A 20,393-nucleotide genomic window follows, 5' to 3' on the forward strand; every position below is an offset into this window, starting at 1 on the left:
GCGACGGGTTCGTCATTGGCCTCTAGTTCGGAGATGCGGGGTTGCGATGCCAAACCCGCCAACTTTTTTCATCCCGATGGCGATGGCCCGCGCAGACCGAACCCAGCCCACAGACCCCGTCGCCGCCCAGCAGTTGCTCAGTCTGGCCCGCAACCGGCTGGAGCAGATTCCGGACGCAGCCCGCGATGCCGCCTGGTACCGCAGCTACGCCTACCTGCGCGCCCGACAAGGCACCTATGAGGAAGCGATCCGCGCCTACCGGCAAGCGCTGGTCCTCAACCCCGCAGACACGGCCAGTAGGGACAATCTGGAGCGCCTGCAGGCTGCGCTCCCCGACCCTCACTGAGCATCCCGAAATGACGCCGTTTTGCGAGCGCGGCACAGGCCGCCTGCGGCGAGCGAGGGCCTAGGTCGACTTCCTGCCACCCGGCGCATCCGCGCGTTCGGCCTTGCGCTCCTGCTTGCCCAGGGATCGCGAGCCTTCCTTGAAACGCTGCTTGCGTGCGGCCTTGTCGGCAGCCTTGCGCGCTGCGGCCTGATCCAGCTGCTCTCTTTCCGCGGCGATCATCGCCGGGGTTTCCAGGCTGATGCGACCCAGTTTGCCGCTACGGAATTCCTTGATCAGCAACTCGCAGATCTTGTGCATGTTGACCTTGCCACCGGAGGCCACCGCACCGCGCCTGACCGCGGCCAGTTCCAGAAAAGCGTCTTCGGTATCGGGCAGCGCCTCCAGCTTGAAGCGCTCCTTCAACCGTTCGGGATAGCTGCGCAATAGGTACTCGGCCAGGAAGAAGCCCACGTCATCGTATTCCATCGCCGTGTCGCGGATGGCACCGGTGGCCGCGAGGCGATAACTGGCGGCAGGGTTCTCCACCTTGGGCCAGAGGATTCCCGGCGTATCGAACAGCGTCAGGCCGCTGCCGAGGTCGATGCGTTGCTGGGATTTGGTGATCGCCGGCTCATCGCCGGTCCTGGCGATGGTGCGCCCGGAGAGAATGTTGATCAGTGTCGACTTGCCGACGTTGGGGATGCCGACCACCATGGCATGAATCGGATTCCTGCCGGTGTCCCGCTGCGGAAACATGGCCCGACACAGTCCCAGCAGCTGCTTGATGGCTTCCGGCTGATCGCTGCGGGTCGGAAAGGTCGCCACATGCCGCTGTTGCTCGAACTGCGCCCGCCACAGCGCCGTCACTTCCGGATCAGCCAGATCCGACTTGCTCAGCACCTTGATGCAGGGCGTGTCTCCGCGCAGGCGAGCAATGGCCGGATTCTCGCTGGAATGCGGAATGCGGGCGTCGAGGATCTCGATCAGCAGATCGACCTGCGGCAGCAGCTCCAGCATGTCCTTCTGGGCCTTATGCATATGGCCCGGGTACCAGTGGATCGTCATGCTTGGAGCCTCTGCAATCGTTCGCGGGTGCATCGGCTGCCAGAGGCAGCGGCGCAGGGAGCGCAGTGTACTTGCTCTGCCCTGCAGCAATGCGGCGCGGATCGCATCCCAGATCGCGGCTGAAGCCCCTCCCACAGTAGGAGCGACCTTGTGTCGCGACCCCGACGACCGGGACTTGCGGTGAGCTGCAGCCAACAGCGGGACGCAGAGAACGCAAAGGAGAAGCAGAAAGGACACGGAGAAAGGCAAGGGCAATCCTTGATCTGCGCTACTCTGCGTTCTCCGCGACTCTTGGCGTTCTCCGCGTTGATGATTTTCCTGCCAGATGGTCTCAATGCGGCCCGCGCGCCTGCTCCGGCCGCTCGCAGACACCATCCTCGCAGCCCTTCGAGCGCGGCGGCATCGAGCTGCATGCCGGCCAGGTTCCACGGCTTGCTGCCCGTCAGGCTTTCGAACAGCAACACCCCCAGCGCGTAGACGTCCGTGGCCACACTGATCGGCTCCCCGCGCACCTGTTCGGGCGCCGCATAGGCCGGCGTGCGTGGATGGCTGTCGGTGTGGGTCAGCTGCGCGCCAGCGTCATCCAGCCGCTTGGCGATGCCGAAATCAAGCAACCGCGGTTCGCCGCGCTGGTCGATCAGGATATTGCCCGGCTTGATGTCGCGATGAACCACCAACTGACCGTGCGCATGGTCCACGGCGTCGAGCAGCTTGAGGATCACCCGCAGACGCTGACGCACGCTCATCGCCGCCAGGCCCTGCAAGAAGGGCTGACCCTCGACATACTCCATCGCCAGCCACGGCGTACCGTCCTCAGCCACGCCGACCTGCAGCAAATGCGCGATATTGGGGTGGTCCAGCCGGGCCAGAATGACCTGCTCGGCATGAAAGCGCCGAGTGATGTCGGGGCCCGTGAAGCGCCCACGCAGCAGCTTGACCGCGGCCCTGCCACCCAGATCCTGCCTCTCGGCCAGATAGACCCGGCCGTTGCCGCCCTCGCCTATCAAGCGCTCGATCAGGAATGGCCCGAGCCGTTGGCCTGGAACGCGGCCGCACCGAAAGCCGCTTCGCCAAGGCTTCGGAACGGCCGTGCCCGATCGTTGCGGTGTATCCGGTCTACGAGTAGCTGCAGCCCGCAGTTCAGCGCTGGCCTCCCTCCGTGAGATGACCGCCCGCTGACGGGCTGCAGTCGATTGGGCGCAGGACTTCAAGAAAGCGCCACCGCCCCACGAAAACCCGGGCGATGTTGATCCGGCGCTATGGGCGATGGCGCGCCGCCGCAAGCAGGCTCCGATAGATGTCCACATAGCGCATGGCCGAGGTCTGCCATTCCCAGCGCTGAGCCATCCCGGCCTGCTGCATGCGACGCCAGACTTCGGGCTGGGCGTAGCGCTCGCAGGCGGTGCGCACGGCATAACCGACGCCGCCGGCGTCGCTGTGCCGGAACACGATGCCGGTGGGTTCGGCGCTATCGATGTCGGCCACGCTGTCGGCCAGCCCGCCAACATTGCGCACCAGCGGGATGGTGCCATAAGCCAGGCTGTACATCTGATTCAGGCCACAGGGCTCGAAGCGCGAAGGCATGATCAGCATGTCGGCGGCGGCTTCGATACGGTGGGCCAGGGCCTCGTCATAGCTCGCACGCACCGCCACGCGCTCGGGCATGGCCGTGGCCCAATCCTGAAAATCGCGCTCCAAGGCCGGATCACCCGAAGCCAGAATCACGATCTGCAAGGGCAGGCCACTGAGCTCGGGGCGCGCCGCCAGCAGGGCGTCGGCGCCCTTCTGATAGGCCAGTCGACCAATGAAGGCCAGCAGTGGGTCATCACTGGCCTCCAGACCGAGATCACGCTGCAACGCGCGCTTGTTGGCATGCTTGCCGGCGACCACGCTGGTGGCATCGTAGCGCTGCTCGATCAGGGGATCGCTGGCCGGATTCCACACCTCAGGATCGATGCCGTTGAGAATGCCGCAGAGATCGCCGGCACGCTGGCGCAGCACACCGTCCAGACGCTCGCCGAATTGCGGCGTCTGAATCTCCCGAGCGTAGCTGGGTGATACCGTGCTCAATCGGTCTGCAAGCACCAGACCCGCTTTCATGAAGGAGAACCCGCCGTAGAACTCCAGCGCACCGGGATGCCAGAGGGTCTCGGGCAGCCCCAGCCGCCGGTACTCGGCGAGATCGTAGATGCCCTGATAGGCGAGGTTGTGGATGGTGAACAGGGTACGCGGGCGCGCTGCGCCAGTGTCCAGATACACAGGCACCAGACCGGTGTGCCAGTCATTCAGGTGGACGATGTCGGCCGCCAGCCCAGCACCGACTGCGCCCTGCGCAATACGCGCCACGGCTTCGCAGAAGCAGGCGAAGCGCAGCGCATTGTCGGCATGGGGCTGACCATGGCGATCGGCGTAGGGGCTACCGTCGCGCGCATACAGTGCCGGCGCGTCGAGCAGCAGCATGGGCACGCCGTTGTCCGGGTGGCCGCCACCGATCAACTGCATGCCTCGCCCGTGCACTTCCAACTGCCCAAGGCATTCGCCTTCGCGCAGACGTTCAGCCAAACCCCGATAAGCCGGCATGATCACGCGCACGTTCACGCCCAGCGCCTTGAGCGCAGCCGGCAAAGCAGCAGCCACATCGGCCAGCCCGCCGGTCTTGGCCAGCGGAAAGACCTCGGCGGACGCAAACAGCACATTCATTGCAGACATCCAGATCGGCCCTGATTTCTGATCCCAGTGTGCCGCAAGGCAGCTCACCGGCACTTTCCTGCGTCATCCCCCAGACAGCGGCGCGCTCAGTCTGGCGTCACCCGTGCCCAGCGCTGGCGAGCGGCTCAACGGCGCTGGGCACTCAGCGGCACATAGCGCGACTGCCCCAGCATGTCGCGGGTCACCAGGACCACACCATTGCTGATGACGTGAAAGCGCTCGGCGTCATGGACCGGATCGATGCCGATGTAGGTGCCATCGGGAATGGTGCAACCCTTGTCGAGCACCGCGCGGCGGATTCTGCAACCGCGACCCACCGTGACATTGGGCAGCAGCACCGATTCATCGATCTCGGTGTCCATTTCCACACGTACATTGGAGAACAATACCGAGCGCCGCACGGTGGCGCCCACCACCAGACAGCCGCCCGACACCATCGAATCCAGCGCGCAGCCAGCGCGACCCTCCTGCGCGGCAAACTTGGCCGGCGGCAACTGTTCCTGATAGGTCCAGATCGGCCAGTCGGCATCGTAGAGATTCAGCTGCGGCAGCGGATCCAGCAACTCCAGATTGGCCTTCCAGAAGGCCTCCACGGTGCCGACATCACGCCAATACCCCTGGTGCTCGCCGTCCGGTTCGCGGAAGGCATAGGCGTAGGCGGGGAACTCGTGGATGGCCTTGGGGATGATGTCCTTGCCAAAATCGTGGCTGGAAGCCTTGTCTGCGGCGTCACGCACCAGTTGGTCGATCAGGAACCGGGTGTTGAACACATAGATACCCATCGACGCCAGCGCCACATCGTCGCGCCCCGGCATCGGCTCGGGCGCGGCCGGCTTCTCGGCAAACTGGCGGATGCGCATTTCGGCGTCGACCTGCATCACGCCAAAGGCGCTGGCTTCGGCCAGCGGCACTTCGATGCAGCCAACGGTGAAATCGGCACCCCGGCGCACATGCTCGGCCAGCATCTGACCGTAGTCCATCTTGTAGATGTGATCGCCCGCCAGCACCAGAAGGTAGCTGGGAGCGTGCGACAGCAGGATGTCGATGTTCTGGAACACGGCATCGGCCGTGCCCGCATACCAGGAAGTCTCGTCCACCCGCTGTTGCGCCGGAAACAGTTCAACGAACTCATTGAATTCGCCGCGCAGAAACCCCCAGCCCATCTGGATATGACGGATCAGCGAGTGCGATTTGTACTGAGTGAGCACCGCAATCCGGCGCACGCCCGAATTGATGCAGTTGGACAGTGGGAAATCGATGATGCGGAACTTGCCACCGAAGGGTACCGCCGGTTTGGCGCGCCAGTCGGTCAGCGCATTGAGCCGGGTACCGCGCCCGCCAGCCAGCACCAGTGCGAGGGTGTCCTTGGTCAGGCGGCTGACAAATCTCGGATCTTGCTGATCACGCATCGACTGCACTCCTGGGACGGACCGAGCCCGGCGACCGCCATGTTGCCAAGGCTGGCAGCTCACAGCCAGCGATCCCGCGTAACAAGCGGTCACGGTCTGTACCGCCGGATCAGGACCGATCCAACGGGCCGGAATCATGATCCTCAGCTGCCGTGGCGCCGCGGTCCTGGCTTCTTGACGGCCAGCGTGTCGGCACGCTCGGTCCTGCGCTCCTGCATGTCCATGGATTGCGAGCCCTGCTTGAAGCGCTGCTTGCGCTCGGCCTTGTCGGCGGCCTTGCGCGCTGCGGCCTGATCGATCGCGATCTGCTCCTGGGCAATCATGGCCGGTGTTTCCAGGCTGATGCGGCCGAGCTTGCCGCTGCGAAACTCCTTGATCAGCAGTTCGCAGATCTTGTGCATATTGACCTTGCCACCGGAGGCCACCGCACCGCGCCTGACCGCGGCCAGTTCCAGAAAGGCGTCTTCGGTATCGGGCAGCGCCTCCAGCTTGAAGCGCTCCTTCAGCCGTTCCGGATAGCTGCGCAGCAGATACTCGGCGACAAAGAAGCCCACGTCATCGTATTCCATCGCCGTGTCGCGGATGGCACCGGTGGCGGCCAGACGGTAGCTGGATGCCGGGTTCTCGACCTTGGGCCAGAGGATTCCCGGCGTATCGAAGAGCGTCAGGCCACTATCGAGGTCGATACGCTGCTGGGATTTGGTGATCGCCGGCTCGTCGCCGGTGCGGGCGATGGTGCGCCCGGAGAGGATGTTGATCAGTGTCGACTTGCCGACGTTGGGGATGCCGACCACCATGGCATGAATCGGATTCCTGCTGGTGTCCCGCTGCGGAAACATGGCCCGACACAGTCCCAGCAGCTGCTTGATCGCTTCCGGCTGATCGCTGCGGGTCGGAAAGGTCGCCACATGCCGCTGTTGCTCGAACTGCGCCTGCCACAGCGCCGTCACGTCGGGATCCGCCAGATCCGACTTGCTCAGCACCTTGATGCAGGGCGTATCTCCGCGCAGGCGAGCAATGGCCGGATTTTCGCTGGAGTGCGGAATGCGAGCGTCGAGAATTTCGATCAGAAGGTCGACCTGCGGGAGCAATTCGAGCATGTCCTTCTGGGCTTTGTGCATATGGCCCGGGTACCAGTGGATCGTCATGCTTGGAGCCTCTGCAATCGTTCGCGGGTGCATCGGCTGCCAGAGGCAGCGGCGCAGGGAGCGCAGTGTACTTGCTATGCCCTGCAGCAATGCGGCGCGGATCGCATCCAGGATCGCGGCTGAAGCCGCTCCCACCGTAGGAGCGACCTTGCGTTGCGACCGGCATCCCGGATCGCGGCTGAAGCCGCTCCCACCGTAGGAGCGACCTTGTGTCGCGACCGCGACGACCGGGACTTGCGGTGAGCTGAAGCCAACAGCGGGACGCAGAGAACGCAAAGGAAAAGCAGAATGGACACGGAGAAAGGCAAGGGCAATCCTTGATCTGCGCTACTCTGCGTTCTCCGCGACTCTTGGCGTTCTCCGCGTTGATGATTTTCCTGCCAGATGGTCTCAATGCGGCCCGCGCGCCTGCTCCGGCCGCTCGCAGACACCATCCTCGCAGCCCTTCGAGCGCGCCAGGGCACGCTGTGCCGCCCGCTCCACCAGCCAGCCGAAAGCCGCGGTGAAACCGATTTTCGACAATGCCATGCGGTTTCGAGCGATCCAGGGATAGACCCGATCCCAGAACGGCCGCAGCGCGCGGTTGGACCAGAGCCCGGCAATGGATTCGATGCCAACCGCACGATAGGCGAGCACGAACACATCAACGCCGATGAACCAGCGTCCCCCGGCGTCGCGGGCGTGGATCAGGGCCATCAACGCCGGCACCTGAAAGCCGGCACGGTCGACCGCCGGATCGTGGAAGTCCGGCGCGGAGCAATCGACCAACTGCAACTGCGCGCGCCGGTCGTAATCGCGCAGCGTGTGCATCTCCTTGCGGCAAAGCGGGCAGCTGGCGTCGTAGTAGATCGTCAGTGGAAAAGTTGCGTCGTGCGTGCTCAAGGGCCACTCCGGTCGCGAACTGGGATCTATGGAAAACCCCAGCGAGTCTGAGGCTGCAAGCATGCTGCCCCGGACGTGGCGTTGCGATGAACCAAGGTCAGGTTTGAGGCACGCACGACTGTCGCCCGCGCTCAACGGCGGCGCGCATCGGTGCCGAGCTCTGTGCAGGCCAGGCGCCGGCAAGCCAGGCGCAGTTCCCCGCACTGGCAAATGCGTTCATGGTGTGGACCAACTGGCGGACATAGCCACTGGGTTGCACTCGCCAGCCCTCAAGCGCCAGGTTCAGCTGCTCGGCTGCTTCACCGATTCGACCCTGCTGCAGCAGCAGATCGGCGAGCACGCTGCGCGAGCCGATCACGAAGATGTGCGTTGCCGGAAGGCGCTGCAGCCGGGTACTCAGCACATCGCGCTGCAGTTCCAGCGCGGTTTCGAGTTGTCCCTGGGCTCGCAGCACTTCGACCTGCATTTGGCGGGCGCGATCGAGCAGTTCCTGGTTCGCTGATTGCTGGTGCAAGCGGCTGGCCATGGCCACGGCCTGGTCCGCCATCGCTGCGGCTTCTGCCAGGTCTCCAGCAGCGACCTGATAGCGCGCCATCCACTCGTAATCGATCACCAGACTGCGGTCGTCGCCGTCGAATGCGGCCTCGTCGATCTCGATGGCTTGCCGATGCATCTGGATGGCTTCTGCTACACGCCCCATGTCAAACAAACAGGTCGAGAGATTGTGCAGACCTTCGGAGATGAACGGATGCTCGGGTGGGTAGCTTTCCCGGAACAAAGCCAGGACTTCCTCGAACACCGGCAAGGCCCGTTCGAACTCGCCGCGGTCGGCCTCGACGCTGGCGAGCATGGTCAGCGCGTTGGCCAGTTGCCGGTTGCTCTGCGGTGTCTGCAGACGCCATGCGGCAACGGCCTGGTTGAAGTAGCTCTCGGCCTGGTCCAGTTGATTGAGGAAGTAGTAGGCGGTGCCGATCCGATGCAGGCTGTGAATGGTGTTCGGGCTATCTGGGCCCAGGGTCTTGAGACGCATGGCATAGGACTGCTGCATCGCTTCCAGCATTTCGCGGTAGCGACCGGTGCGACCGTAGACCCGGCCGAGCATCAGGTAGCTCTCGGCGGTGTCGTCGTGTGCACCCAGGAACTGTTTGCGCAGCGCCAGAGCCATCGCAAACAGGCGCTCGGCGCCGGCGTATTCCGACAGCCCCCAGTACACCTGCCCCATCTTGTGGGCTAGATCGGCGCGGACCAACGGGGCCGAATCGAGTTGGTCCAGACGGGCGTCGGCGCGCGCCATCAGATCCATGACGGTCGAGTTCTTGCTGATCGCAAAGTCCGTGGCGAGCGAATCGCCGGCGTCGAACATGTCCAGCATGAAGGCGGCAACCTGATCGGATTTCTGCGCCTCCAGCCGCGCTTCCTGACGCAGACGGCTTTCCCGGAATACCCCGAGGCTGAGCGCAATGGCCACCAGCGAAGCCGCCGCCAGCCAGCGATAGTTGCGACGCAGATAGCGGCTTGCGCGATAGACAGCTGTCTGTTTCTGCGCCGCCACCGGCCGGTGATCCAGATAACGAATCAGATCCTCTGCCAACAGACGCGCACCCCGATAACGACGGTGCGGTTCCAGATGCATGGCCTGCAGAATGATGGCGTCCAGATCACCGCGCAGTTCGCGCTGCAGTGCTGGCGGACAAAGCGCGGAGGGCAGTGGCGGCGTGCCCTTCAGAATGGCGGCATCGAGCTGCATGCCGGCCAGGTTCCACGGCTTGCTGCCCGTCAGGCTTTCGAACAGCAACACCCCCAGCGCGTAGACGTCCGTGGCCACACTGATCGGCTCCCCGCGCACCTGTTCGGGCGCCGCATAGGCCGGCGTGCGTGGATGGCTGTCGGTGTGGGTCAGCTGCGCGCCAGCGTCATCCAGCCGCTTGGCGATGCCGAAATCAAGCAACCGCGGTTCGCCGCGCTGGTCGATCAGGATATTGCCCGGCTTGATGTCGCGATGAACCACCAACTGACCGTGCGCATAGTCCACGGCGTCGAGCAGCTTGAGGATCACCCGCAGACGCTGACGCACGCTCATCGCCGCCAGACCCTGCAAGAAGGGCTGACCCTCGACATACTCCATCGCCAGCCACGGCGTACCGTCCTCAGCCACGCCGACCTGCAGCAAATGCGCGATATTGGGGTGGTCCAGCCGGGCCAGAATGGCCTGCTCGGCATGAAAGCGCCGAGTGATGTCGGGGCCCATGAAGCGCCCACGCAGCAGCTTGACCGCGGCCCTGCCACCCAGATCCTGCCTCTCGGCCAGATAAACCCGGCCGTTGCCGCCCTCGCCTATCAAGCGCTCGATCAGGAATGGCCCGAGCCGTTGGCCAATCAGCAGATCTTCCGGGTTCCGCAAAGACGACGGCAAGTCGGGCAATCCATGGTCCGCCGCCTGATGCGCCTGCAGCAGGCGGTGCAGCTCCTTGGCAACCACCGGATCGGTTTCGGCGGCCAGCGGCCCGGACCAGCGCGTAGGCTCAAGTTCGCAGAGCTGATCGAACAGCTCCTTTACCCGCTGCCATTGTTCCGGTGTCACGGCGGATCCTGCAGATGGGCGACCAGCCAGGCGCGCGCCAGGGTCCATTCGCGCTTGACCGAGGTCGGCGACGAGCCCAGCAGCTCAGCGGTTTCGTTGATCGAGAAGCCGGCGAAGTAGCGCAGCTCGACGATCTGCACCTGGTGCGGATCGAGTTCACTCAGCTTTCCCAATGCCAGGTCCAGCGCCAGCAGCTGATCCGACTCCGTTTGATCAATCGGCGCTTCATAGCGGTCGGTCAGGGTCACCTGCACTTGATCAGCCCCGCGCTTGAGGCGGCTGCCGTGGCGCGCGTGGTCGATCAGCACCCGCCGCATCAAGTGCCCGGACAGAGCGAGAAAATCACGCTCGGAGTCAAATGCCAGCTCCGGATAGCTGGCCGCGAGCTTCATCCACGCCTCGTGGACCAGTGCGGTGGTGTTGAGGCTGTGACCTTCGCGCTCGCCCTGCAGCTGCTGATGCGCCATCCGCCGCAGGCTCTGGTAGAGCTCCGGTAGCAATTGCTCCGGGCTGACCCCGCAGCGCGTGGCCAGTGACTCCAGATTGTGCAATTCCGCTGGCGTGGCACTCGTCATGCGCTCATACCCGATCGTTCAAAGTGAAAGCGTTCCGTCACCGACCATTTTCCGTCCGCTCCGAGGCATCTCACTTGCCAGCGCGAACTTTAGCAGTGCGTGGGCGCGAGCGTGGTGAGCGTCGAGCTTCCTCAGGAACTGCACGGCGACCTTGAACTGGCGTGTTCCGGAGGTAGGCCGAGGGTGCCGCGCAGCGGCTCCCCGGCGCATTCGGCGTCAACGCCAGCCGTGCTCCGCATGCTTCAGTCCGGACTTGGTCCGTTTTTCCGTCAAAGCGCGCTGTCTTTATCAAGAGCCCTGATCCAGCCAGCCACCGATCGACGGCACATCGTCATCCGCTGCGGGCGATCAAGGCTCACCGTCAATCACGCGCAATGGGGGAAACTGATGAAGACCCAGCAAGCAGAGCATTCGACCGGGCCAGGAGCCGTCCAAACACCCGCGCCACTTCCCGCTCAATTGGTTGCCGGCAGCTTCCTCGGCCATGTGCTGAGCGCGGCGCTGCTGTGCACCCTGGCGGTGAGCGCTGCGCAGGCGCAAAGTTCGCCGCGGCTACTGAGTGGCCTGAACGGCTCCAACGGCTTCAAGATCGACGGCGCCCTGGCCGACGACCAACTGGGTGACGCCGCCAGCAACGCTGGCGATGTCAACGGTGACGGCCTGGATGATCTGTTGGTCGGCGCCCCTGGCGCTGATCCCAACGGCAGCCTGTCAGGCAGCAGCTATGTGCTCTTTGGGCAAAGCGGCGGTTTTGCCTCGCCTTTGTCGGTCAGCACGCTGACGGGCAACAGCGGCTTCCAACTCAATGGTGAGGCGATGTTTGACTTTTCTGGATCCAGCCTGGCTGGCGCCGGCGATGTCAATGGGGATGGCCTGGATGATTTTCTGATTGGCGCATTCTCTGCCCAACCAAACGGCGCCAATTCCGGTCGCGCCTATCTGGTTTTCGGAACGACCACCGGCTTCCCGTCGCCGCTGGCCTTGTCTGCCTTGAACGGCAGCAACGGCGTCCAGCTCGATGGCGAGGCGGCCGGGGACGACGCAGGGGAATCAATCAGCAGCGCCGGAGATATCAATGGCGACGGCTTTGCTGACGTGCTGATTCGTGCGGCAAATGGCGGCCAGAGCGGCAGAGCCTATGTGGTTTTCGGGCAGAGCGCAGGCTTCCTCTCACCACTGGCGCTCGGCAGCCTGAATGGCCAGAACGGGTTCAGGCTCGACAGTACAGAAGGCGACGGTCAGGTCTCGTCGGTCAGCGGCCTTGGCGACGTCAACGGCGACGGCGTGGACGATCTGATCGTCGGCACATTGAGAACTGCTGCCGGCCTTCCAGCCGCGCAGCGTAGCTATGTGCTGTTCGGCAACCGCAACGGCTTTGACGCAGCGATTGCCTTGTCCGCTCTCGGCGGCACCGTTGGCTTCCGCATCGATGGTGAGGCGGTGGGCTCCCCCACTGTCAGCGCCGCGGGCGACGTCAACGGCGATGGTCTCAATGATCTGCTGGTTGGCGAGCCTTCTGCGGCTGGCAACAGCGGCAGCGCTTATGTCGTTTACGGGCGCAGCAGCGGCTTTCCCTCGCCACTGCTGCTATCCAGCCTGAGTAGCGCCGAGGGCTTCCGGCTTGACGGTGAGCTGGCCAACGACCGCGCCGGAGTCGCGCTTGCAAGCGCCGGCGATCTCAACGGCGATGGTATGGACGATCTGCTCATCGGCACGGGACGTGCGGACCCGAATTTTGGCGTTATCGGCATCAGCTACGTCGTCTACGGGCGCAGCAGCTTTCCCGCGACGCTGGCGCTGGCCAGCCTGGACGGGATCAACGGCTATGCGCTGACCGGCGAGGTGGCGCGCGACTTCATGGGCGCATCGGTCAGCGGCGCCGGCGATCTCAACGGCGACGGCCTTGATGATTTGGTCGTTGGAGCGAGCCGCTCTGACATGAGCGCCAACAACGCCGGCCGCAGCTACGTGGTCTTTGGGGCCCGCGATCGAATCTTCCGCGATGGCAACGAGAACACCAATCTCGACCAGTTCTACCCGCGGCTGGCCGTTCGCGCCGGCTTTATCGGCAGCGCGGTGCGCTGGAGCAACGGCGCCACCTGCAACTGCGACGATGCGCCGTTTGATTTCAATATCTACCGCAGCGGCGCAGATATGGCGTTCTTCTGGCCCAGTGGTGGAGTCAACGCCGGCGTGGTCTCAGGCAGCACCTACGAGGTGCTGCAGCCTGGCGCGGTGATCGGCGCGAACTCGACGTTCAGCGCCGACGCCACCGTCGCCGCCACCGCCAACTGGCGCGCCGGCACCACCGGCTATCTGGGTTTCCGCTGGGCCAATTTGAACAGCGGTTTCATCGCCTACGGCTACGCCAAGATCCAGACTACCGGTCCCAACGGCTATCCCGTGAAGATCCTGCGCTACGGCATCAATCTGACCGGGCTATCTGTGACGATTCCGCCGGAATAGCCGGGTGGTGCCCAGCCGATACAGTAGTCGGCTGGGCACTGAACCGGGCTGAGGATGCGATTGTGGGGAAAGCCCCGATCAACCAGCCGCAGGGTAGCTGAAGGAAGAGCCGATACCGAGCGGGATACCAAGCGCCCAGAAGCCCACCAGGAACAGCGTCCAGCCGACCAGCAAGGCCACCGAATACGGCAGCATCAGCGCCAGCAGGCTGCCGATACCACTGGCTTTCACGTATTTCTGGCAGAACACCACAATCAAGGGGAAATACGGCATCAGCGGCGTGATGATGTTGGTGCTGGAGTCGCCGACCCGGTAGGCGGCCTGGGTCAGATCCGGTGAAACGCCCAGTTGCATCAGCATCGGCACCATGATCGCGCCGATCAGTGCCCACTTTGCCGAGGCCGAGCCCACCAGCAGATTGACGAAGGCCGACAGCATGACGATGCCAACCACCGTCAGCGCGGTAGGCAGACCCATCGTCTGCAGCAGATTGGCGCCCTTGATCGCAAACAGCACGCCGAGGTTGGACTGGCTGAAAGCGTAGATGAACTGGGCGCAGAAGAAGGCCATGACGATGTAGTAGCCCATGCCGCTCATGGCCTTGCTCATGCCGGCGATGACGTCACGGTGGCTCTTGACCGTGCCGGCGACGTAGCCGTAGACCACGCCCGGAATCAGGAAGAAGATGAAGATCAACCCGACGATCGACTGCATCACCGGCGCTGCCCCCACCAGCAAGCGGCTTTGACCGGCCGGCACTTGCTCGGCCGGTGCCGCCCATGGCGTGGCTTCGGGCAACAGGGTCAGCACGAACAGGCCACCGGCAATGAGCATGGCGAGCAGGGCCGCATTGAGGCCCCGCTTCTCGGCCGGTCGCAGTTCCTCCATCGTCGGCATCTGCGACTGGTCGCCGTCGACCACGGCCGACTTCAGGCGCGGCTCGATCACCCGGTCGGTGATGTACCAGCCGATCGCAATCACCAACAGGCTGGAGGCCGTGGTGAAGAAGTAGTTGTTGAGCGGATTGACCTGCACGCTGGCGTCGGTGAGATGAGCCGCCGCCTGACTGAGGCCGGAGAGCAGCGGATCCAGGCTGGACGGCAGGAACAGCGTCGCCGAGAAACCTCCGGACACGCCGGCGAAAGCGGCGGCGATGCCAGCCAGGGGATGCCGGCCTGCCGCGTAGAAGATGACCGCGCCGAGCGGAATCACCAGCACATAGCCGGCATCCACCGCGACATGACTCAGGATGCCCACGGCAATCAGCATGGGCGTCAGCAAGGCCGCCGGGGTCAGGCTCAAGATGCGCCGCAATCCGGCATTGATGAATCCGGTGTGCTCGGCAACACCCAGGCCGAGCATGGCCACCAGCACCACACCCAGCGGATGGAAGGTCACGAAGGTGGTGACCAGCTTGGCCATGAACGCGGTCAGAGCGCCACCACCCAGCAGATTGACGATCTGGATCGGCTCACCGCTGCGCGGGTCCACCTCGGTGAAGCTCACGCCCGAAAGCAGCCAGGAAAAGGCCCAGACCGCGAACATCAGCAGCAGAAACAACACCGCCGGATCGGGCAGCTTGTTGCCCGCGCGCTCGACCAGGTCAAGCAGGCGGAAGACGAGTCCCTTCGGCGCCACAGCGGCGGCCGACCTCGAATCGCTCATGTGTGAACCCCGTGGATCAGTCGTCGGAAAGTGCTGCCTTGGCCGCTCAGGATGCAGTGTTGCCGGCATAGATTTCGTGAGCGCAGGGCAATTCTCGACCCGGGGCTGTCCAGTTTCATCAGCGGCTACCCCATGAAGGTCGTTGGCCAGGATCCTGGATGCGCTGTCCACGACAGCGCGCCAGGGGCTCGGCCTCGTCCAGGATAGCGCCTACCGAAAATGGGCACTCAGCCCCAGAGAACACGCGCGATCGCCCGCCTCAAGCCCATGCAAGCCGCTGCCGTGGAGGGCGACGCGCTGCGGCGCCGCGCTTGTTGTCCCGGAAGATCAACAGCGGCCGCGCAGGCGCGCGTCCCTCCTCAAGGCCGCTGACTGATCGCCAGTATCTCGGTCACATCCAGCGCCTGGTTGTAGCGGAGCCAATCCCTGGCCCGGCTTTGGCGGGCCAGGTTAGCCATGCGATCGGCCAGTTCATTGCCTTCCACGCCAGCGTGGCCGTTGACGTGCATGACCTTGACCTGATCCTTCAGTGTCTGGTGCAGGGCGTACATGGACTGGATCAGCCCCAGGTTCTTGATCTCGCCACCGGCTCTGGTCCAGCCTCTTCTCTTCCAGCCCTCGGCCCATTGGGTGACGCACTGGATCGCGTATTTGGAATCACAGAAGATCGCCACCGATTGGCCCTCGTCGATCTCCTGCTTCGCGATGATCAAGGCCTGATGAAAGGCGTTCAACTCGGCCGTGTTGTTGGTTCCACGCGGATGGTGCAAGCCGTACCAGAGTTCCGACAAGGCCCCTTGGCGGTACACCGCCAAGCCGGAGCCGGACAGGCCGGGATTGGGTTCGCAGCCGCCGTCGGCGTAGATCTTCACATCGATGGGCAGCGCCGCGATGTCTTTCGCGGTCCAGGTTTTGGGTGATCTGGCGGCGCTGCTGCGTTTGGCGGCTTTCGCCACCTTGGCGACAGCGGCTGACGCCGTGGCCGCAGACGCAGAGGTGCAGCCCGTAGAAGCCACAACACCGCGATTGCCGCTGTACGCCGCATCGGCCTCGGACCGGCTGCCGAAGGACTTGAATCGGGCCCCGGGGAACTTGTCTACCTGAGCTCTGCAGCTCTCCCAGTCGCGATAGATGCCGGGCTTTCTGCCTGCCCAAACCACGTAGAACTTCGCTGCCACGATGCCCTCATTCGAAACCGTCGGCAAACACCACCCCTGACGCGCTCCGTTCCCAGGCGCCCACATCCGCTGCCGAACCCCGCGGGCGGCCGAGAATATCATCGGCGGGCATCTGATCAGCGCGGGTTGCGGAGAGGCGCGTACTCGGGGCGCGCCCTTGCCTTGATCAGGTCCGCTCGCAAAATGAGGCTTCTGCCCCGCTGCGGCCGCGCATAGTGCACCTCCTGCCCAGTCTGGATATGCCCATTTAAAACGGGAAACGGTCTGGTCAGGCAATGGGCGGAACTCGCGGGATGAAGCTTGCGGATTCCACCCGGGACTCACCTGACGCGCTAGTCTTGAAGGGGTTCTGCAGTCCGGAAGCAGTGCATGCGCTACGCCCTGCCAGGTTTGGGGCCAGTCCTGCCTCATGTATCACGCTACGCCCTGAGCGCGTGCCTGTGCGCGCTTGTCGCGCTGTTCGGGCCTTTGTCCGCCGCTGCGGAACTGGGCGAGCAGTTGGTCCAATCGATCGCCGACGACGACGCCATCCAGAATGGAATCGTGACCGCGCTGGCCCAGGATGCCGACGGCTTTGTGTGGATTGGCACCCAGAACGGATTGTTGCGCCATGACGGGTATCGCTTCCGTCGGTTGGCCTTGCGCGGCGAAGACAGCGAGTTGTCCGGCGGCGTCTTCGTGCGCCGATTGTGGCTGGCGCCGGACGGGCGCCTCTGGGTGGGCACCAATAGCGATGGTGCCGGCGTACTGGATCCGCGCACCGAGGAATACACTCCGTTTGCACCAGCTCCCGACACACCCGGCAGCCTGTCCAAGGGCCGGGTCGATGCTTTTGCGGCCGATGGCAAGGGCGGGGTCTGGATTGGCAGCGATGAAGGCCTGTACCGGTGGACAGCCGGCCAGCCAGGACTGATTCGGCATGCCGCCTCCGGTACCGATGACGCGCTGGACGAGCAGGTCCACGTGCGCTCATTGCTGCTGGATCGCCAGGGCACGCTGTGGGTGGGCAGCTGGGACGGCATCAGCCGACTGGTGCCAGGCTCCGATCGATTTGAAGTGGTGGGATCGAGCCCAACCAGGCCCAGCCCGCTGGCAGGACAGGAAATCTGGGCGCTGTTCGAGGACCCGGGTGGACGGATCTGGTGGGGCAGCCGCGCGCTCGGCGCCGGCTGGGTGTCTGCGGACGGAACCGGGCTGTCCGTGCTTTCGCTGGGTGGCGACCAGGGCCTCAGCCACCCATGGGTCTCGAGTTTTGCGTGGTCATCCCAGGGAGAACTCTGGACAGGAAGTTATGGCGGCGGCATCGATGTGCTCGACCCTGCCAGTGGGGACGTGATCCGACGACTGCAACACCGGCCCAGCGTGGGAACCACCCTCCGTCTCAACACCATTGGTGCCTTGCTGTCAGACCAATCGGGTCTGATGTGGATAGGCACCTGGGGCGGCGGTTTGAACCGGGTGAATACGCGCAACCAGGCCTTTCGCATGCTGAGGCACATCCCCGACGACCCACGCTCGCTGAGCATGGAAGACATCCACGCCGTGCTGGAGCTGGATGACGGCCAGATCTGGGTGGGTACCGACGGTAACGGCATCGACATTCTCGATCTCGACTTGGGTGTGGTGGGCGGAATACGACCCGCCGCCGACCACGCCGGGGCCTTGCCGGACGGATCCGTCATCTCCTTGGCGCAAACGCCGGATCACACCGTCTGGGTGGGCACGCGGCAAGCCGGCTTGCTCAGCCACAATCGCCACACGGGTCAGTTCACCCCATGGTCGCTCAGCACCGGCAATGGGCAGGCGCAGATCCAGAGCTTGCTGGTAGCACCGGATCAGGCACTCTGGATCGGTACCAACAGCGGTTTGCAGCGGCTCGATCCGGCCTCGGGTCAGATCCGGACCTACGCCACCCGGGAGGCACCGCAGATTCCGTTCGCGGGTTCGGTGCACCCGCTGGCGATCACGCCCGACGGAACGCTGTGGGCGGGCACCGACAATGGCTTGTACGCGCTGGCACCCGGCGCCGATACCTTGGTGACGCTGCGCAGCGACAGCCATCAACCCGGTTCGCTGACGCACAACGATGTGAACGGACTCGTCGTTGACCCGCAAGGCGTGCTCTGGGTGGCGACGGCCCTGGGCATCGACAGACTATCCCGTTGGGACGGCCACAGCGCCAGATTTGAATCCGTCAACGCGTTGCTGAATCGGCGGCCTGAACCTCTGGCCGGCAACCTGGTGGTGGCGGATGACGGCAGCATCTGGGATATCGGTGCCCGCATAGATCTCGGCAAGAATCAGATCAACCAGTTCACCCGCGCCGACGGCTTCGATGTGGGCGGCGGCTGGATCGGCGCCTACACGCGCACCCGCGACGGGCGTCTGCTGTTCGGCGGCCAGAGCGGATTGCTGATCGTGCATCCAGAGCGCTTCCAGCGCTGGGACTATCAGCCGCCGGTGAGGATCACCGCGCTGGAGGTCGATGGGGTGCCGCACCCCGGAACGCAACCTGCACCCCTGATGCTGTCGCCCCAGGCGCGTGGGTTTTCGATCGAGTTTGCCGCCCTGGACTATTCGGACCCGCCGAATCTGCGCTATGCCTACCAGTTGGAGGGCTACGACCCGGATTGGATCGACATGTCTGCCGAGCGCAGGCTGGCCACCTTCACCAATCTGGATCCTGGCAGCTACACATTGCGGGTCAAGGCCAGCAATCGGTCGGGCGACTGGAGCCCCCACGTGCTGGCCTATCCGATCAACGTGGCTGCCGCATTCCACGAAACCATCGGGTTTCGCACGGCGCTGGTGCTGCTCGCCGCGCTCGGCCTGTACACGCTCTACCTGATCCGAATCAGGCATCTGGACGCAAGGGCAAGACAGCTTGAGGCGCTGGTCCAGGAAAGAACCCAGGGACTGGCCGCTGCCAATGCGGAACTGGCAAAGCTGGCCTACAGCGACCCGTTGACGCGCCTGCCCAATCGTCGCGCTTTTCTCGAAGCCGCCGATCGCGAAGCCTGTCGCCTTCCGCGCTCGCGCCAACCGCTCTCGATCGTCATGGGCGATATTGATCATTTCAAGTCGATCAATGACACGCACGGCCATGAAAGCGGAGATCGAGTACTGCAGGAGATTGCCCGCCGCTTGAGCACTGCCGTCCGCGCCCAGGATATGGTCGCCCGTTGGGGCGGCGAGGAAATGATCGTCCTGCTGCCGGAATCCGATCTGGACGCAGCCCTGCTTGTCGCCGAAAAATGCCGACGCGCCGTGGAGAGCGAGCCGGTGGTGATGGAGGGTCTGTCACTGGCGCTGACGATGACCTTCGGCGCCAGCCAGCTGCACGACGGCGAGTCACTGCAGCACTGCATCCGACGGGCAGACGATGCCCTCTACCGCGGCAAGGCCAAGGGTAGAAATCGCGTCTGTGCCGCCACTGACAATGTCGATCCCGATGCGGGTCAGCCCGCACGCCGGTAGTGCACGGCGATGGCGCCGTTGCGCAGCGCCTTCGCCGAAACCAGATCCAGACGTCTCGTGCTCGGCAGCCCGCCCGCGTACAGACTCGGACCGTGGCCCGCGATTCTGGGGTGGACGAGAAATCGGTACTCGTCGATCAGGTCCAGCCGGTCCAATTCGGTGGCCAGCTTGCCACTCCCCAGAAGCACGCCGTCTGGCGTGGCCTGCTTGAGCGTCTGTATCCCAGTGCGCAGGTCGCCAGAGATGTGATGACTGTTCGACCACGGGAAGTCAGTTCGTGTCGACGACACCACGTACTTCGGCTTGGCCTCCAGATTGACGGCCCAATCGCGCATCGCGGGCGGCGCCTCGACCTCGCCGCGAGCGACTGCCGGCCAGTAGGCCTCCATCATCTCGTAGGTGCTGCGCCCCCACAGCATCGCCCCGCCCTGGTCCATGAGCTGGGTGAAAAACGCATGGGTTTCCTCGTCGGCAATGCCTTCCCGGTGGTCGACACAACCATCCAGCGTGAGGTTGATGCTGAAAGTCAGGATTCCCATGCTGTGCTCCGTTCTAGATCTGACCGCGTTCCCGCCGATCGTCCTGCGCGCAGGATGCCATGAACGCGCCAGACCGCATCGTACGAGCGCCCAGTGGCTGGGCATTCGCCTGTGCAGTCATGGTTCGGCTCCAACTGGTGTTCGACTGGATGCAGCCGTGACCCTGGTTGAGGTGGGGGCGGCACCCTTGGCGATGGCCGACGAGCCGATCGCGGCAACGGAACCCACGCCGCCTGCGCCCCACGCGCAGCCAATGCCTGCTCCGGACTCGGCGGCATCTGCCCGTCGGCGTTTGCCGGTCGCGGCGACGCTGCTGGCGATCGCCCTATCACTGTCATCGCCCGCGCGCTGTGACCGGCGCCGAGGATGCC

General features: G+C 64.4%; 14 protein-coding genes. 3 read left to right on the top strand and 11 right to left on the bottom strand.

Going from position 1 to position 20,393, the window contains the following annotated elements; all coding sequences use genetic code 11:
* Positions 1-82: 82 nt before the first annotated feature.
* Positions 83-346: a hypothetical protein gene (locus tag H7A19_11055; protein MCP5475363.1), complete on the top strand. Its 264-nt coding sequence runs from the start codon at positions 83-85 to the stop codon at positions 344-346.
* A gap of 60 nt (positions 347-406) precedes the next feature.
* Here H7A19_11055 and ylqF (H7A19_11060) read toward each other — a convergent pair whose 3' ends face one another.
* From ylqF (H7A19_11060) to H7A19_11095, 8 genes are all read right to left on the bottom strand, one after another.
* The gene (gene ylqF, locus H7A19_11060) at positions 407-1,393 is read right to left on the bottom strand and encodes a ribosome biogenesis GTPase YlqF (protein MCP5475364.1); all 987 of its coding nucleotides are present in this window, start codon (positions 1,391-1,393) and stop codon (positions 407-409) included.
* The gene (locus H7A19_11065) at positions 1,390-2,400 is read right to left on the bottom strand and encodes a serine/threonine protein kinase (protein ID MCP5475365.1); all 1,011 of its coding nucleotides are present in this window, start codon (positions 2,398-2,400) and stop codon (positions 1,390-1,392) included. The genes ylqF (H7A19_11060) and H7A19_11065 overlap by 4 nt, the downstream gene beginning before the upstream one ends.
* Positions 2,401-2,650: 250 nt before the next feature.
* A complete protein-coding gene (glgA, locus tag H7A19_11070) occupies positions 2,651-4,093 on the bottom strand; it encodes a glycogen synthase GlgA (GenBank protein ID MCP5475366.1) in 1,443 nt (480 codons plus the stop codon).
* 134 nt (positions 4,094-4,227) lie between these two features.
* Positions 4,228-5,511 (bottom strand): glucose-1-phosphate adenylyltransferase, encoded by a 1,284-nt coding sequence (glgC, locus tag H7A19_11075; protein MCP5475367.1) that lies wholly within the window; start codon positions 5,509-5,511, stop codon positions 4,228-4,230.
* Positions 5,512-5,654: 143 nt separating this feature from the next.
* Entirely contained in the window at positions 5,655-6,659 is a 1,005-nt protein-coding gene (gene ylqF / locus H7A19_11080; GenBank protein ID MCP5475368.1) for a ribosome biogenesis GTPase YlqF, read from the bottom strand.
* A 390-nt stretch (positions 6,660-7,049) separates the two neighbouring features.
* Positions 7,050-7,604, bottom strand: coding sequence for a DUF393 domain-containing protein (locus tag H7A19_11085; protein MCP5475369.1), 555 nt, complete (start codon positions 7,602-7,604; stop codon positions 7,050-7,052).
* A gap of 34 nt (positions 7,605-7,638) precedes the next feature.
* On the bottom strand, positions 7,639-10,122 hold the full coding sequence (locus H7A19_11090) for a serine/threonine protein kinase (GenBank protein ID MCP5475370.1): 2,484 nt from the start codon (positions 10,120-10,122) through the stop codon (positions 7,639-7,641).
* Positions 10,119-10,697 (bottom strand): sigma-70 family RNA polymerase sigma factor, encoded by a 579-nt coding sequence (locus tag H7A19_11095; protein MCP5475371.1) that lies wholly within the window; start codon positions 10,695-10,697, stop codon positions 10,119-10,121. The genes H7A19_11090 and H7A19_11095 overlap by 4 nt, the downstream gene beginning before the upstream one ends.
* Before the next feature lie 387 nt (positions 10,698-11,084).
* On the opposite strand from H7A19_11095, the gene H7A19_11100 reads away from it, so the two are divergent.
* Positions 11,085-13,163 carry an FG-GAP repeat protein gene (locus tag H7A19_11100; GenBank protein MCP5475372.1) on the top strand — a complete coding sequence of 693 codons (2,079 nt, stop codon included), beginning with the start codon at positions 11,085-11,087 and terminating at the stop codon, positions 13,161-13,163.
* Positions 13,164-13,241: 78 nt separating this feature from the next.
* Here H7A19_11100 and H7A19_11105 read toward each other — a convergent pair whose 3' ends face one another.
* Both H7A19_11105 and H7A19_11110 read right to left on the bottom strand, forming a co-directional pair.
* The gene (locus tag H7A19_11105; GenBank protein MCP5475373.1) at positions 13,242-14,828 is read right to left on the bottom strand and encodes an AbgT family transporter; all 1,587 of its coding nucleotides are present in this window, start codon (positions 14,826-14,828) and stop codon (positions 13,242-13,244) included.
* 359 nt (positions 14,829-15,187) lie between these two features.
* Positions 15,188-16,006: a viroplasmin family protein gene (locus H7A19_11110; protein MCP5475374.1), complete on the bottom strand. Its 819-nt coding sequence runs from the start codon at positions 16,004-16,006 to the stop codon at positions 15,188-15,190.
* A 369-nt stretch (positions 16,007-16,375) separates the two neighbouring features.
* Between H7A19_11110 and H7A19_11115 the strand changes: the two genes are divergently transcribed.
* Positions 16,376-19,483: a diguanylate cyclase gene (locus H7A19_11115; GenBank protein MCP5475375.1), complete on the top strand. Its 3,108-nt coding sequence runs from the start codon at positions 16,376-16,378 to the stop codon at positions 19,481-19,483.
* Here H7A19_11115 and H7A19_11120 read toward each other — a convergent pair.
* Positions 19,465-20,022, bottom strand: coding sequence for a dihydrofolate reductase family protein (locus tag H7A19_11120; GenBank protein ID MCP5475376.1), 558 nt, complete (start codon positions 20,020-20,022; stop codon positions 19,465-19,467). The genes H7A19_11115 and H7A19_11120 overlap by 19 nt on opposite strands.
* Between the last annotated feature and the right edge of the window lie 371 nt (positions 20,023-20,393).

Source organism: Rhodanobacteraceae bacterium (assembly GCA_024234055.1).
In the GTDB taxonomy this organism is placed as follows: Bacteria; Pseudomonadota; Gammaproteobacteria; order Xanthomonadales; family SZUA-5; genus JADKFD01.